Here is a 15,228-nt window from a genome sequence, read left to right as displayed (position 1 = left end):
TACGCTCACATATAAAAAAACCGACTTAAGATACTCCAATTATATAGAGTTCAAAAGTCGGTTTTTAAAACGAGTTTAAAATTGCTTAAGCAGCAAATTCTCTAATTGTTTTCTCAATAATATCACAGCATTCGTGTAATTGCTCTTCTGTCATTACCAAAGGAGGTGCAAAACGAATAATGTTACCGTGGGTTGGTTTGGCCAATAATCCGTTTTCTTTTAAGGCCATACAAATATCCCAAGCGGTTGAACTGTCTTCGGTATCGTTAATCACAATCGCATTCAAGAGCCCCTTGCCTCTTACCAAGGTAATTAGGTCGGTAGTTTTAATAAATGCGCTCATTCTTTCTCTGAAAATTTCGCCCAAACGCTGCGCATTCTCAGCAAGTTTTTCATCTTTAATTACCTCTAAAGCAGCTATAGCCACTTTAGCTGCCAGTGGGTTTCCTCCAAAAGTACTTCCATGCTGCCCTGGCTGAATTACTTCCATAATAGGATCGTTGGCCAATACAGCCGACACCGGATACACACCACCAGAAACAGCCTTACCTAAAATCAATACATCTGGCTTTACGTTTTCATGGTCACATGCCAAAAGTTTACCTGTTCTGGCAATGCCCGTCTGTACTTCATCGGCTATAAAAAGTACATTATTCTCTTTACACAAACGGTCGGCTTCTGTTAAATAACCGCTATCCGGAACATACACTCCTGCTTCGCCTTGTATAGGTTCTACTAAGAAACCTCCTACATTTTCTTCGGCTAAGGCGGCTTTCAAAGCATCAATGTCGTTGTAAGGTATTTTGATGAACCCTTTGGTGTAAGGGCCAAAATTTTTCTTAGCTACTGGATCGTTGGAGAAAGAAATGATCGTGGTGGTTCTTCCGTGGAAGTTATCTTCACAAACAATAATTTTAGCTTCATTTTCAGGAATTCCTTTTCGCTCGTAAGCCCATTTTCTACAAAGCTTAATGGCAGTCTCAACGGCCTCAGCTCCGGTATTCATGGGTAAAATTTTATCAAACCCGAAATACTCGGTCATGTACTTTTCATACATTCCTAGTACATCGTTATAAAAAGCGCGAGAAGTTAAGGTAAGAGTTTCGGCCTGATCTTTCAAAGCTTGAACAATTCTTGGATGACAATGCCCTTGATTTACAGCACTATAAGCAGACAAAAAATCGAAGTACTTTTTCCCTTCTACATCCCAAACATAGACACCTTCGCCTTTGGCCAAAACAACCGGTAGCGGATGGTAGTTATGCGCGCCATACTTGTTTTCTAGATTAATTGCTTGTTTGCTATTTTGAACTGTTTCCATCTGTATTAAATTTTATCTTTGCTACCCAAAATCAGGGGTAGGCCAAAGGTAAACAAACTAATTTAGCCCAAAAAAGATGTCGAAAGATTCTAAATCAAAACCAACATTTGTCACAGAAAAAGAAGATTATTACCTTGACGAACTGGGCAGAATGGTTTTTACCGCAAAATATCACCTTAAAAGAGGCTATTGCTGTAAAAATGGTTGTAGACACTGCCCTTACGGCTATAAAAAATGACAAACCATTTCGAGAATCTCTCCATTGACCCCAATGAACTTCCGAGTTTAGAGGAAGTCAATTTTAAACCAATAGACCCCAATTACCTCAAAGTAAGTCTGATTTCATCAGCCCTGTTTTTCGTAGTTCTAATTGGAGCCGCCATTGCTATTATTGAGCTTTCTGATTTTGAGGAGAAAATGAATGGCTATCTTATCTCAATGGGGGCTATACTTCTTTTTTCGGTCGCTAATATCATACTGACCATTCTCGGTTTTAAAAAGAAAAAATATGCCCTCCGCCAACGCGACATCATTTATACCAAGGGCCTAATTTGGTCGGTACGCACCACTGTGCCCTTTAACAGAATCCAACATGCAGAACTAAAGCAAGGGCCAATAGAAAGGTTGTATAAAATAAACAGCTTAAAACTATTTACGGCAGGCGGACAAAGTAGTGACTTGGTTATTCCGGGTTTACCAGATAATGAAGCCCTCTCGATGAAAGATTTCGTACTCAAGAAAACCGAAGAGGATGGAGCAGAACAATCATGATTTTTCTATTCCGCAGCGCCAACCTTCTGTAGCCATTGGTATTATTCTGATCAAGTTTTTCAGAATGACAGTCAAGGCCATGTGGCCTATTCTACTGTCCCTGGTTATCGGACGCAGAGCAGGTTCTACCTTCGATGACATTATCCTTTATGTAGTTATTGGTTTTGCTGTTTATAACCTCTTGGGGTCTATTCTTACTTACTTTCGTTTTTACTATTACATTAAAGACAACGCCATAGTGTTAGACAAAGGGGTGTTGAAAAAGACACGGACAAATATTCCATTCGAGCGTATTCAAACTATAAACTTTAGTCAAAACCTACTTCACCAATTATTTAATGTAGTAAGCGTAGAAATTGATTCGGCTGGCGCGAATAAATCCGAAATAAGTATCGATGCCCTTAGAAAAAATGAAGCCATTGCTTTAAGGGATTATATTATGGCCGAGAAAAAACAACTGATTGAAGAATCAGGAACAGAAGAAGAAAAAACCATTAGTGCCGATAAAAACCCTTCTGATTTACTACTCCACTTAAAGCCTGGGGATTTAATTAAAGTAGGAGTAAGTCAAAACCATTTGCGCTCCATGGGCATTATTTTCGCCTTTGTTTTTACTACCATAAATGAGATTACAGATAACATAAGCGATTTTATTGCCGATCAATTGGGCCAATATGAAAGTTATGTTGTGGATAACACCCTTTTTGCTTTTGTAGCTTCTGTGGTGCTCGTAACGGTAATTTCGTTCCTCTTTTCGCTGGTCAATTCAATTTTAAAATATTACGATCTCAAGCTATGGCTCAGTAATAATGGGTTGAAATTGGTGAGAGGCTTACTCAATCGCGAAGAGGTAACTATAAATAAAAACAAGGTGCAAATGGTGTCTTGGTCTACCAATCCTATCAGGAAAATTTTTAAAATGTACACCTTGCAAATTGCACAAGCTTCAAGCAGCGAAGTAAATGCACAAAAGTCTAAAATCAACGTACCAGGAAGTTACAAACACCAAATATCGAAGGTGATTAATATGGTTTTCCCTTCTGAATATTTAGGTGCTGAAGCCAAACACTTTATCAGCCCACTTATAAAACTTCGAATTATTCTTTTCTATGGACTTATCCCATCAGCACTTGGCTTGAGTACTTGGTTTCTCATTGGAGAAGCGGCCTTTTATTTCTTACTCATTCTTCCGCTTTCCTTTTTCTTAGGAAGAGCATATTATAAAAAGAGGAGTTACGAAATCAATGAAGAGCTTATTAGAAGTAACAGTGGAATAGTAGGAACGGAAAATGTGTTAACACAAATTCATAAGGTACAAGCCGTCCGAGTAAAGCAAAGCTGGTATCAACGCAGAAAACAACTCGCCACAATAAAAGTATATACCGCAGCAGGCGAATTAAGTATTCCGTTTATTAGTCTCAGCGAAGCACTTCAATTGGAAAGCTTTATACTTTATCGCATCCAAACAGATAAAAGAGAGTGGATGTAAGAAAAAACCACTCTTTCGAAAATGAGCTTTTAATCCCCTTATCACGATAGGTTCTAGAACCTTGATTTCATATATTGAAAAATGGAGTCCACGTTGCCATTTATCTTAATTACTGCAATTGCTGCCTGCTTAGTAGTCATTTGGCGAATGCGTGTATTATTGATCGAGCAGAAAAAAACAAATAGTAATCTTCAACTTACCCAAAACGAGAAAAAATTTGAGTCACTAATAGAAAATGGTGCTGACTGTGTAATCATAATTTCACCAAATGCTGAAACCATTTACGTTTCTAGTTCAATTAAAAACATACTTGGTTATACTCCTGAAGAAGTAATGAATATGGAAATTTGGAATTTAGTACACCCTGAAGACCAAGCTGGTTCCAGCGAAGCCATTAATATTTGTATGCAAAAGCCGGGGGTGCCGGTTCAAGGCCACACTTCTCGCATCAGACACAAAGATGGATCTTGGCGTTGGGTAGAAGCCGTGGTTACTAACTTGCTTCATGATCCTGCTATCAATGGTATTGTTGACAACTTTAGAGACGTTACAGACCGGGTAAAAGCGGAAGAAGAACTCAAGAAAACCAACCAACGCTTCTCATTAGCCACTAGAGGGTTGAAATTAGGGATTTGGGACCACGATGTGATCAATAACAAACTGATTTGGGATGAAAACATGTATGAAATTTTTGGCATTTCACCTCAATCCTTCAATATAACCTTAGAGTCTTGGGTCACTTTAATTCACCCTGAAGACAGGCACATAATCACAGACTATGGAAAAAAAATTCAGTCCAAAATCAAAGAAGTAGATATAGAGTTTAGAATCATTCATCCGGATAAAACTATAAGATATATACGATCCTTATCTAATATTCATCGTGATGAGGCTGGTAAACCAATTAGGCTTATAGGTACAAACTTAGACATTACAGACAGCAAAGAATATCAGCTTACACTAGAACAAATCCTTTTTGATATATCGCATATTATTCGAAAACCAGTAACCAATATTATGGGACTTTCTAATTTAATTGAATTAGACGATATGGATGAACCAACTTTAAAACAATTGGCTACATACATGAAGACTTCGGCAAAAGAACTTGACGATTTCACCATTCAGCTTACTCATAACTATATAAGTAAAAAGGTATCATTTGAAAGAGTTTCAAAAAAAAAATAACAAATCATAGTTTCTATTATGCTTCTAGTAAAACTCATTTTCTTCACCTATAATCTAAAAGCAAGTATACCATGATTGAAAACTTATTGATGATTCTAATAGGCCTATCAATAGTCAATATCGGAATCAACCTCATTAAAAAGCCTAAAGTCGATATTAAACCGCAACTCAAGCAGGTAGAAGACTTAATGGTAAAATTCGATTTGACCTTAGAGCGAACGGAAAAGTCGATCAAAGATGAATTTCAAAGAAACAGAACGGAATCAAACTACCTATCTAAAGCTAACCGAGAAGAACTGACCAATAGTCTCAAATCATTTGAAGGGAAATTCACAGAAAACATTAAAGAGTTAAATGAATTGCTACGACAGAAATTTGGTGATTTTTCTATTCAACAAAACGAAATCAATAAGCAAACCACAGAGAATGTAAAAGAAGTAAAGCTGTCGGTAGAAAACCAACTCAAATCTATTCGTGAAGATAACACCAAGCAGCTTGACGAAATGAGGAAAACGGTGGATGAAAAACTCCAAAAAACATTAAATGAGCGCTTAAGCCAATCTTTTGAAACCGTAGGAAAACAATTGCAGGCTGTTCAAGAAGGCCTTGGTGAAATGAGAAGTTTAGCCACCGATGTGGGCGGTCTGAAAAAAGTATTAAGTAACGTAAAAATGCGTGGCGGGATTGGTGAAATACAGCTTTCCATGTTGTTAGAGCAAATTCTAGCCCCAGATCAATACGAAGCAAATGTTAAAACAAAAGCTAGTAGTGCCGATTTAGTCGAGTTTGCGATTAAACTGCCCGGCAGAGATGATTCTGGTACGAATGTATGGCTTCCCATTGATGCGAAATTCCCGAAAGACATTTACGAACAACTTCAAGAAGCCTATGACGAAGGAGACCAAGCGCGGATTTTAATTGCACAAAAAAACCTTGATAACACCATTAAGAAAATGGCTAAAGATATCAGTGATAAATACATTGATCCACCTAACACTACCGATTTTGGCATTATGTTTTTGCCTTTTGAAGGAATTTATGCCGAGGTAGTTCGCAAGGCAGCTTTGCTCGAAGATTTGCAAAGAAATTATAAAATCATTGTTACTGGCCCTACTACCCTAGCGGCTATTCTCAACAGTTTACAAATGGGATTCAAAACCTTGGCCATACAAAAACGGAGTAGTGAGGTTTGGCAAGTTCTAGGTGCTGTTAAAAAAGAGTTTGAAAACTTTAGCGGAATTATGGAAAAGGCACAAAAAAATATTCAAACTGGCCTTAATCAATTAGATGATGTAATGGGCAAAAGAACCCGCGCCATCCAGAGAAAACTAAAAGGAGTTGAAGCCCTAAGCGAAGCAGAAACCAAGAATATTTTACCTGAGCTTTCTGATGGCTCTTTGCTTCTTGAAGATGAGAATGATGACTTGTAAATATCAACTCACAACATTCCATTTAAACTACTTTTCGCTTCAGCCAGTTTACTCTTAAAATCAAAGTTAATTAAAGAGTCATTTTTGAATCATTAGAGAATTTCAATAATATAAGGGGAGTCAAATGCGTCCTTTGGCTGCCAAATTTTGAGGTTCAAACCTAACTTGTTGAAAATCAGAACAACTGGATAGAAGCATATTTATCCCATTTTAAAAGATATCTTTTTACTTTGCAGCTTCTTAATTAGACACACGTGAGTGATAAGTTTATTGACATAGAAAAGGTGATTGGCGAAAAAAACCCGAGCCTCTTAAAATGGATGCCCGGTTTCATAATTCGTTACATCAAACGCATTATTCATCAACAAGAAGTGAATGAAGTAATTCATGACTTCTCAAATTTGAACGGTGTCGACTTTGCCAATGCAGTGTTAGACCGCTTTAACATTAAAGTAGACATTCACGGCATTGAAAACATTCCCAAAGAAGGAGGAGTTGTTTTTGCAGGAAACCATCCTTTTGGAGGTATCGAAGCCCTAGCCCATGTAAAAGCCATTCAACCCATAAGGCCAGATATTAAATTTTTGGTGAATGATATTTTGCTTAACTTAAAAAATCTCAATCAACTATTTGTGGGCATAAATAAACATGGGGCAACCCCCGCAGATTCCGTCAAACAAATGAATGAGCTTTTCGGGTCGGGTCATGCTGTGTTTATTTATCCTGCCGGATTAGTAAGCAGAAGAACTAAAGGGGTGGTAAAAGACCTCCAATGGAAAAAAACTTTTATAACCAGATCTAAACGATTTAAAAGCCAAGTAATCCCAGTATATACTGGTGGTGCTCAGCTATCTAACTTTTTTTACAATCTTTCTAACTTCCGGAAATTCTTAGGTATCAAGGCCAATTTAGAAATGTTTTATTTAGTTGATGAGATGATGAAACAAAAGAATAGTACTTTTAATATTGTTTTTGGAAAACCCATTGACCCCACAACTTTTGATCGATCAAAGTCAGATCAAGACTGGGCAGAATGGATGAAAGAAAAAGTGTATAAACTCCAATAACTGAAACTCACTCAATTTGGACAAGAATTTAGACTACGTTATTGACTCAGTTGACAGAAAACTTTTGAAGTCAGAACTCACTGCAGAGCGTTTTGTACGCAACACCCAAAAAGGGGGCAATGAGATATACTTTGTAAACGCCCACAACGCACCCAACACAATGCGTGAAATAGGTCGTTTGCGAGAAATATCCTTTGCTAGCGCTGGCGGGGGCACTGGTAAAGAAGTAGATATCGATGAATACGACCTCTGTGAGAACTGCTATCAGCAACTAATTGTATACTCACCAGAAGACGAAGAAATCATTGGTGGATACCGCTTTATAGATTGTAGTACTTTAGATCTTTCAGACCCAAAACACATAGCCATTTCAACGGCACACTACTTTTCTTTCTCCGACCAATTCGTAAAAGACTACCTGCCATACGCCATTGAGCTTGGCCGATCATGGATTCAGCCAAAACATCAACCAAACGTAGATCCTAGAAAAGGAATTTTTGCCCTTGACAACCTTTGGGACGGCCTTGGCGCCATAATTCTGCGCCACCCCAACATGAGGTACTTTTTTGGAAAAGTTACCATGTATCCGAACTATAATATAGAGGCGCGCGATGCTGTCTTGTATTTTATGGAGCGTTTTTTCCCAGACAAAGATGGATTAGTAACTCCCAAAAACCGACTTCTACCGGCTACGGACATTAGTAAATTGGAAGAACTCTTCGAGGGGAAAGATTTTAAGAGTGGAATGATTACTTTAAACTCTTATACTAAAGCCAGAGGCGAACGTGTTCCTCCACTAATTAAAAACTACATGTCTTTATCTCCTTCCATGAAATCGTTCGGAACAGCCGAAAACCCTGATTTCGGTAGCGTGGAAGAAACAGGTATACTTGTCACTGTTTCTGACATTTATGGTGAGAAAAAGGATCGTTACACGACTTATTAAGTATTTAGCCTAAAGAGGTTATACCCAATTGGGTTGGAATCATTAATAGTTTTGAAAGTTTACGTGAATAATTATTATTCACGGTTTCTTGTTCCGCCATGGCCACCCTCCACGATAAAAAGAATTTTCAGACTTAAATAGATAAACCTGAAAAACTGAATAACAGGATTAGTCATTTTTCTTTTTTGAGATTCTGTGATTTTCGCTTCCATATTTCTAAGATTTATTCAGGGATTAACCACCAAAAAGGTTTCATTTTGGCTTTATATATAAAGGCATAATGTAAGGCCAATTTCAACCAATGACCTGCTAAACCAATCTCACCAAAAGTTTTACCGAGCTTACGCCCCTGTGTATCAGGATACTTTTTATAGTCGGGAACAATGGGAAAAGTAGTAATACTCACCCCACTTCCATCCATCATGCCAAAACCTGCCGATGCGATACAAGCAGCACCCATATTGCCTAAACTACCTTTATGATTTAGCTTTTTATTGTTGTGCTTAATCATATCGATAATATTGTCTGCTACCAACTTAGCGGTAATTCCAGACGGCATACCGGTTCTGGGAGGCGCAGGTGAAATGGGCGTTCCATTCTTGCTTACCCTAGGTTTTGAAATGGCGTGCGGTGGAGCAAAGGCAATTCCAGGGGCAAAAATATTATCGTAAGAAGGGTTTTGATAAGTTTCTGGCCAATCTTGAACAGACCATTCCTCATAGGGCTTTTTAGTATAGTCTGCATCAACTATCATAAAACCTCTGAACAATTTTTCGGTGTTTTCTATCCCATTCCTATCGAATGACTTAAAGCCATGCCCAGAAAAAGAAGGAATTAACATAGCAAAATCGAACACCTCCGTTTTAAATTCACCTTCTAATGTTTCATAATGAGCCAAACCTTCTTCCACTTTCTGAACAGCGCTACCCAAAATCCACTTAATTCCGCGTTCTTCAAAAACCATCTGAACCATTTCGCTAGATTTCATAGCGCCCTTACCATAGCTCAACATCATTCCATCCATCCCGAAATCTCCAAGCTCATATTCATTCGATATCCAAGTAATTTCTGCCTTGTCTCTTACCTTATGTTTTCTTAATTCTTGTTCTACATTTAGAATATATTCAAAAGCAGCACCTTGACATGTAGATTGACCATGTCCTGTGCCAATCAATATTCTTGCTGTTTTACCATTTTTCATTTCCTGAATCAATTCACTCAATCCTTTCCAAGCATGATTCGCATGAGTATAAGTACAGACAGAGTAAGTTTTATTTTTGCCAGGAATCAAGCCTTCAGTAGCCTCAAAATTGAGTTTCGGACCAGTAGCATTAATTAGGTAGTCATATGTCACCTTTTCAGATTCCCCTTTATTTGCTCCCGCTACGTACTCACAGGTTACGTAAGGCTTATCAGTATTATCATCCCCTTCAGGATGGAACTCTATTGCCTTTGCTTGAATAAAGCCAATGTTTTTCCTTTTATATAATGGCGCCAAAGGAAACAGAATGCTCTCGGATTTCATCCGTCCTACCCCAACCCAAATGTTACTTGGAATCCACTGATAATTACTATTGGGAGAAACAACTATTATTTGGTGCTGCTTCGAAAGCTTCCTCCTTAAGTGTGCTGCTGCCACATGGCCGGAAATTCCGGCTCCTAATACCACTATTTTTGACATTTGTTCCCTTATTGATTCAAATGCTAATGTAAGCCGCTTTGTTCTAGGTTTTTGTGACAAATGTTACTTAACTGCGACCTCCAAAAACATCAATACGCTGTATCTTATAATAACGACTTCTTAAACATTCATGAATTTGAAAATGGACGATCGAAATAACTATAGTTTACAATTAATAACGAAAAGCTTAAGCTGTGGTCAAACACAATAATAATTAAGGATAATATGAGGACTGAGTGGTTTTAGTCAAGAGTCAAACTTTTAAGTAAAATATATTAACTCAGGTTGGTGTCTTTCCAAATAATTACGATATTTGCATTCCGTTTTCAAAAGCGACTAAATTATATTTACCCATGGCAAGAGTTTGTGACATCACCGGAAAGAGAGCACGTACAGGAAACAACGTTTCTCACGCTAACAATAAAACAAAGAGAAAATTCTACCCGAATCTTCAGAAAAAGAGATTCTACCTTCCTGAAGAAGACAAATGGGTTACTTTAAAAGTATCTACATCAGCTTTAAGAACCATTAATAAAAATGGCATTACCGCTGTACTAAAAAAAGCAAGAGAAAACGGTAACGTTTTAGTATAATAGCGTTCTAAAACGTTATTATACTACTATGAAGTTTTCTATTAAGACTTTAGCAATCCTGATGACGTTTATGTTCTCAGGATTTTTCATTTTACAGGCTCAAGAGAATGTAAGAAAAGACTACTTAAGTGCTGACTTCCACAAAGGAAGAAGAGATGCATTACGAGCAAAGCTGCCCGATAACTCTGTAGCAGTTTTCTTTGCAAACCCGGTGCGCAACCGCGCGAATGATGTAGACTTCATCTATCATCAAGATCCAGACTTATACTATCTAACAGGATATAAAGAGCCTCATGCTGTTTTATTGGTTTTCAAAAACATGCAAACTGATAAAGCAGGAAATCAGTACAATGAAATTTTCTTCGTTCAAACCAGAAACGCACAAGCCGAACAGTGGACAGGCCGAAGACTTGGTTCTGCAGGCGCCCAAGAAAAGCTGGGGATATTAAACTCCTTTAATAATACAGAATTTAAGGCTTACGATATAGACTTCGAAAAATTCGATAAAATTCTATTCTACGAATTTCAGAATGATGTAAGAGATAATGCTCGTGACGAGAGTGATTTATTTAGCCTGATTCAGCAATTCAAAAGTAAAGTAGGTTATGGTGTAGAAGCCAACAATCTTGGTGCCGAGCCTAAAAAGAACAACTTAGATTTGAGAGGTCTCAACACCATTATGGGTGAGCTTCGTGGTATTAAAACCAAAGATGAGCTAGACCTATTACGAAAGGCAGTATTTATATCGGCCGTGGGTCAAGCAGAAGTAATGAAAGCCATGCACCCAGGAATGACCGAAGCCGAAGTACAGGGTATTCATGAGTTTGTGTTCAAAAAATACGGTTCTGAATACGAGGGCTACCCTTCGATTGTAGGGGCGGGGAATAATGGCTGCATTCTTCATTATATTGAAAATACAGAAATAGACATCCAAAGTGATCAGATGATTTTAATGGATTTGGGTGCAGAATATCATGGCTACACTGCGGATGTAACTCGGACCATCCCGATTGACGGCAAGTTCTCTAAGGAGGAAAAAGCCATCTATGACTTGGTGTACGAAGCTCAAGAACAAGCCATTCAAATGGCCAAACCAGGGGTTTCAATGGCTGAGATGGGAAATTTGGCAAAAGATATTATTAATAAAGGGTTAGCAAAGCTAGGCATAATCGAAAGTGAAAATACTCCAAACAGATATTTTCCGCACGGACTTTCTCACCACATTGGACTTGATGTTCACGACAAAGGCCCAAGAGGGCCACTTCAAGAAAATATGGTAATTACGGTAGAGCCGGGTATTTACATTCCTGACGGCAGTAAATGCGACCCAAAATGGTGGGGCATTGCAGTTAGAATTGAGGACGATATTCTTATTACCAAAGATGGTTCTGAATTACTTTCTGGCTATGCACCAAGAAAATCAGAAGACATTGAGGCTTTGATGAAACAAAGTAGCCCATTGGCGCAATTCACTTTGCCAGCCTTAAAAGGAAATAAATAGTACAATTTTACATTGAAGTATAAAAGGCCGGCTTTGCTGGCCTTTTCCATTCCTATATTTATTATGTCTCATGAATGTATAAAACCATATTTTAAACGACAGCAGCCACCTATTTTGTGAGATTAAAATGAATCGAACATGAATAAACAACCTCCATTCAGTCTATAATAAAACACTTAAAATATTTCGTCACCATGGGTTTTATTATAAAAAACAGTTAGCTATATTTGCAATCCGAATTTTAGAAGCATAAAGAAATGGCTAAGAAAGGCAATAGAGTTCAAGTGATCATGGAATGCACTGAGCATAAGACAAGTGGAATGCACGGTACGTCTAGATACATCACTACTAAGAACAGAAAAAACACCACCGAGAGATTGGAGTTGAAGAAATACAACCCGATTTTGAAGAAATACACTATTCACAAAGAAATTAAGTAATAATGGCTAAGAAAGTAGTTGCAACCCTGAAAGTACAAGGTGGTGTAAAATACGCCAAAGTAATTAAAGCAGTAAAATCTCCAAAAACAGGTGCATACACCTTTAAAGAAGAGATTGTTACTGAGGATATGGTAAAAACAGTGCTTGCTGACAAGTAAGAAATTGCACTTTTAATAAATATATCAAAGTCCCTCAAGAGGGACTTTTTTATTGTTAATTTTACGTACAGTTATGGGCTTATTTGGAATCTTCTCGAAAGAAAAAAAAGAATCGCTCGATAAAGGGCTTGAAAAAACCAAAGACGGTTTCTTTTCCAAGCTAAGTCGTGCTGTAGCCGGTAAATCAAAAGTTGATGATGAAATACTGGATGAATTAGAAGAAATTCTAATCACATCCGATGTTGGTGTTGAAACCACCATCAAAATTATACAGCGGATTGAGGAGCGTGTTGCTAAAGACAAATACCTCAACACAACTGAACTCGATAGAATACTTCGAGAAGAAATTGCAGAGCTTCTTTCTGAAAACAACTCTGAAGACCTTACCGAGTTTACCATTCCATCCAATCACAAACCACACATTATCCTTGTAGTGGGTGTAAATGGCGTAGGAAAAACAACTACCATTGGAAAACTAGCAGCGCAATTTAAAAAACAAGGTAAATCTGTAGTCTTAGGTGCTGCCGATACTTTTAGGGCTGCTGCCGTAGATCAACTTAAACTTTGGGGTCAGCGTATTGATGTACCAGTTGTTGCTCATGGCATGAATACCGATCCTTCTGCAGTAGCTTTTGACGCAGTAAAAAAAGGAGTTGAAATGGGGGCTGATTTGGTTATTGTAGATACCGCTGGTAGACTACACACCAAAGTGAATTTGATGAATGAGCTTACCAAGATCAAACGGGTAATGCAAAAATTCATTCCAGAAGCTCCGCATGAAATCTTATTGGTACTTGATGGTTCTACTGGTCAAAATGCATTTATGCAGGCGAAGGAATTCACCAAAGCTACAGAAGTATCAGCCCTAGCGATTACTAAACTAGATGGCACAGCCAAGGGTGGAGTAGTGATTGGCATTTCTGACCAATTCAAAATCCCTGTAAAATACATTGGTGTAGGCGAACAAGTAGGCGACCTCCAGGTATTTAATAAAGGTGAGTTTGTTGATTCCTTGTTTAAAAAGTAGAAAAAACTAGTCACTCGCTTTTCCCTTATTATAAATACCCTTTGATATTGTAGCGCATCAATTTCTCTTGCGTATACGAGCCTCCATATAAATAACCATTCTCCTCGTCTACAGAGATATTCCAAAGATGATCTGGGCAATTTAGCTCGTGCTTTAAATTTCCATCCCAGTCAAACACTCTGATTATTGTGGGGTATATACCTTCATATTCAACCCTTTTTACATCATAATAAAGTGTGAAAAGAAGATCGTTTGTAGCGTATGCTCCTACATAATAGAACTTCACCCCCTCTTTCATGGCCATGTCAGAATAATATATATCATTAACATCATAGGTTTTATAATTCTCCACATCGCGATTAGAGTTAATTAATTCGCCTTCCTTATCAAGTATATCCAACCGATCATAATGCAACATACCTACAGCAAACCTAGATTCATCGGGTTTCATTATCAGTCTAACACTATTGAAATTGCGACCGCCATTCCATTCCGGAAACTTATCGGAATTCGTCACCAAAGGGTAATCTCCATAACTACTGAGTTCTCCATCTTTATAAATATTTAGAGGTTTTATATTCGAACCTAGGTGAAATCCAGGCTGATTCCCCGCTAAATTCACTAAATCAACCACAAATAGAGCATTCATAAAATCAAGTTCTGGATCATGCTGAATGTACCTTTCAATAACAGTTTCTTTCTTTTTTAAACTTTGGGTGATATTAATGGCACTAATTCTAAATTTCGGTGGATCATTTACCCAAATGATATAGTCACCATCATTTTCATAGAATTGGCCCGAGTAATTGACTCCATAAAAAGTATTTGGCCCTTGCCTTCCCCTAAGGCCTACATTACCCAAAAAACTCAAATCATCAAGATCGTAAACTTTAAAAACCACTTTATCATTATTATCCTGACCCTGCTTCGTTAAGAGGTACGGACCAACTACATGAACAATCAAACCCAAGTCATCTTTCAATATTTGATCACCAACAAGCAAGTTCTTTACTTGTGTTTCATTATTCGTATTATTAGCATCTTTACCTTCTGACTTTTTCGAAGAACAGCCGAAAAGAAGAGCTAAGGACATTAATATCAAAAAGAAGAATTTATGTTTCATGTATGAAAAATAACATATAAAAATTAAACATCATACTAGCAAACTTGGTCATGATCGAACATTTAGCTGCCCTATAACGAGCACTCATTAAACCTTCATTAGAATAAACAACTGTAAATCAACAAAATAACTTCTTGGCACTACCCTTGTTAAAATATAAGTGGATAGAAAACATTTGTTCATTAACGCACATAGATTATGGGAGCTATAGCCATTAACATTCCTCAAATCACTGGAGAGCAAGACATTGAAGTTGAAGTAAGAATCAACGGTGAGAAAAAATCCTACAACTACCGAGTAGAAGTATTCCACTGGGCCGACTGCGAAAACCCTAGTGAAGACCGAGTAGACTGCATTCGTCAGATATTAGCCAAATACGACCCCGACTGGGAGCTTTACCAAATAGGAATGCCAACTGACGAAGTTGTTCCAATTACCTTTAGGAAGAAGAGAAAATAAATTACCAAGCCTTTAGAATTCATTACCTTTGCGC

Annotated in this window: 17 protein-coding genes; 13 read left to right on the top strand and 4 right to left on the bottom strand. The window is 37.7% G+C overall.

Annotated features, from left to right (window positions below; all coding sequences use genetic code 11):
* Nucleotides 1-85: 85 nt before the first annotated feature.
* Complete coding sequence (gene rocD, locus MB14_RS18265) at nucleotides 86-1,321, bottom strand: ornithine--oxo-acid transaminase (RefSeq protein WP_062594171.1); 1,236 nt, start codon at nucleotides 1,319-1,321, stop codon at nucleotides 86-88.
* 76 nt (nucleotides 1,322-1,397) lie between these two features.
* On the opposite strand from rocD, the gene MB14_RS19205 reads away from it, so the two are divergent.
* The 7 genes from MB14_RS19205 (at nucleotide 1,398) to glsB (ending at nucleotide 8,212) form a co-directional block, all read left to right on the top strand.
* Nucleotides 1,398-1,559 carry a C1orf53 family protein gene (locus tag MB14_RS19205; protein ID WP_165899502.1) on the top strand — a complete coding sequence of 54 codons (162 nt, stop codon included), beginning with the start codon at nucleotides 1,398-1,400 and terminating at the stop codon, nucleotides 1,557-1,559.
* The gene (locus MB14_RS18260; RefSeq protein WP_062594169.1) at nucleotides 1,556-2,092 is read left to right on the top strand and encodes a PH domain-containing protein; all 537 of its coding nucleotides are present in this window, start codon (nucleotides 1,556-1,558) and stop codon (nucleotides 2,090-2,092) included. The genes MB14_RS19205 and MB14_RS18260 overlap by 4 nt, the downstream gene beginning before the upstream one ends.
* A complete protein-coding gene (locus MB14_RS18255; RefSeq protein ID WP_062594167.1) occupies nucleotides 2,073-3,581 on the top strand; it encodes a PH domain-containing protein in 1,509 nt (502 codons plus the stop codon). The genes MB14_RS18260 and MB14_RS18255 overlap by 20 nt, the downstream gene beginning before the upstream one ends.
* A gap of 81 nt (nucleotides 3,582-3,662) precedes the next feature.
* Entirely contained in the window at nucleotides 3,663-4,769 is a 1,107-nt protein-coding gene (locus MB14_RS18250; RefSeq protein WP_062594165.1) for a PAS domain-containing protein, read from the top strand.
* Between the two features lie 71 nt (nucleotides 4,770-4,840).
* Nucleotides 4,841-6,199: a DNA recombination protein RmuC gene (locus tag MB14_RS18245; RefSeq protein WP_062594161.1), complete on the top strand. Its 1,359-nt coding sequence runs from the start codon at nucleotides 4,841-4,843 to the stop codon at nucleotides 6,197-6,199.
* Nucleotides 6,200-6,453: 254 nt separating this feature from the next.
* Complete coding sequence (gene glsA, locus MB14_RS18240; protein WP_062594159.1) at nucleotides 6,454-7,266, top strand: 1-acyl-sn-glycerol-3-phosphate acyltransferase; 813 nt, start codon at nucleotides 6,454-6,456, stop codon at nucleotides 7,264-7,266.
* 16 nt (nucleotides 7,267-7,282) lie between these two features.
* The gene (gene glsB, locus MB14_RS18235) at nucleotides 7,283-8,212 is read left to right on the top strand and encodes a glycine N(alpha)-acyltransferase GlsB (protein WP_062594157.1); all 930 of its coding nucleotides are present in this window, start codon (nucleotides 7,283-7,285) and stop codon (nucleotides 8,210-8,212) included.
* 74 nt (nucleotides 8,213-8,286) lie between these two features.
* Here the strand turns inward: glsB and MB14_RS19025 are convergent, their stop codons facing one another.
* Entirely contained in the window at nucleotides 8,287-8,424 is a 138-nt protein-coding gene (locus tag MB14_RS19025) for a hypothetical protein (protein WP_157716616.1), read from the bottom strand.
* A gap of 11 nt (nucleotides 8,425-8,435) precedes the next feature.
* Nucleotides 8,436-9,893 carry an NAD(P)/FAD-dependent oxidoreductase gene (locus tag MB14_RS18230; protein ID WP_062594155.1) on the bottom strand — a complete coding sequence of 486 codons (1,458 nt, stop codon included), beginning with the start codon at nucleotides 9,891-9,893 and terminating at the stop codon, nucleotides 8,436-8,438.
* 353 nt (nucleotides 9,894-10,246) lie between these two features.
* Between MB14_RS18230 and rpmB the strand changes: the two genes are divergently transcribed.
* The 5 genes from rpmB (at nucleotide 10,247) to ftsY (ending at nucleotide 13,612) form a co-directional block, all read left to right on the top strand.
* The gene (gene rpmB, locus MB14_RS18225; protein ID WP_053224772.1) at nucleotides 10,247-10,486 is read left to right on the top strand and encodes a 50S ribosomal protein L28; all 240 of its coding nucleotides are present in this window, start codon (nucleotides 10,247-10,249) and stop codon (nucleotides 10,484-10,486) included.
* A gap of 28 nt (nucleotides 10,487-10,514) precedes the next feature.
* Nucleotides 10,515-11,987 carry an aminopeptidase P N-terminal domain-containing protein gene (locus MB14_RS18220; protein WP_062594153.1) on the top strand — a complete coding sequence of 491 codons (1,473 nt, stop codon included), beginning with the start codon at nucleotides 10,515-10,517 and terminating at the stop codon, nucleotides 11,985-11,987.
* Nucleotides 11,988-12,244: 257 nt separating this feature from the next.
* A complete protein-coding gene (gene rpmG, locus MB14_RS18215; protein WP_053224769.1) occupies nucleotides 12,245-12,427 on the top strand; it encodes a 50S ribosomal protein L33 in 183 nt (60 codons plus the stop codon).
* A gap of 2 nt (nucleotides 12,428-12,429) precedes the next feature.
* Nucleotides 12,430-12,585: a DUF4295 domain-containing protein gene (locus tag MB14_RS18865; protein ID WP_082338205.1), complete on the top strand. Its 156-nt coding sequence runs from the start codon at nucleotides 12,430-12,432 to the stop codon at nucleotides 12,583-12,585.
* A gap of 73 nt (nucleotides 12,586-12,658) precedes the next feature.
* Nucleotides 12,659-13,612, top strand: coding sequence for a signal recognition particle-docking protein FtsY (ftsY, locus tag MB14_RS18210; protein ID WP_062594151.1), 954 nt, complete (start codon nucleotides 12,659-12,661; stop codon nucleotides 13,610-13,612).
* A gap of 28 nt (nucleotides 13,613-13,640) precedes the next feature.
* Here the strand turns inward: ftsY and MB14_RS18205 are convergent, their stop codons facing one another.
* Nucleotides 13,641-14,735: a hypothetical protein gene (locus MB14_RS18205; RefSeq protein ID WP_132644140.1), complete on the bottom strand. Its 1,095-nt coding sequence runs from the start codon at nucleotides 14,733-14,735 to the stop codon at nucleotides 13,641-13,643.
* Nucleotides 14,736-14,933: 198 nt separating this feature from the next.
* On the opposite strand from MB14_RS18205, the gene MB14_RS18200 reads away from it, so the two are divergent.
* Nucleotides 14,934-15,194: a hypothetical protein gene (locus MB14_RS18200; protein WP_062594149.1), complete on the top strand. Its 261-nt coding sequence runs from the start codon at nucleotides 14,934-14,936 to the stop codon at nucleotides 15,192-15,194.
* Nucleotides 15,195-15,228 lie beyond the last annotated feature (34 nt).

The organism is Roseivirga ehrenbergii, from assembly GCF_001593005.1.
Lineage (GTDB): Bacteria > Bacteroidota > Bacteroidia > Cytophagales > Cyclobacteriaceae > Roseivirga > Roseivirga ehrenbergii.
Note: the sequence above shows the minus strand (reverse complement) of the source record. Positions and strands in the feature narration are given on the sequence as shown.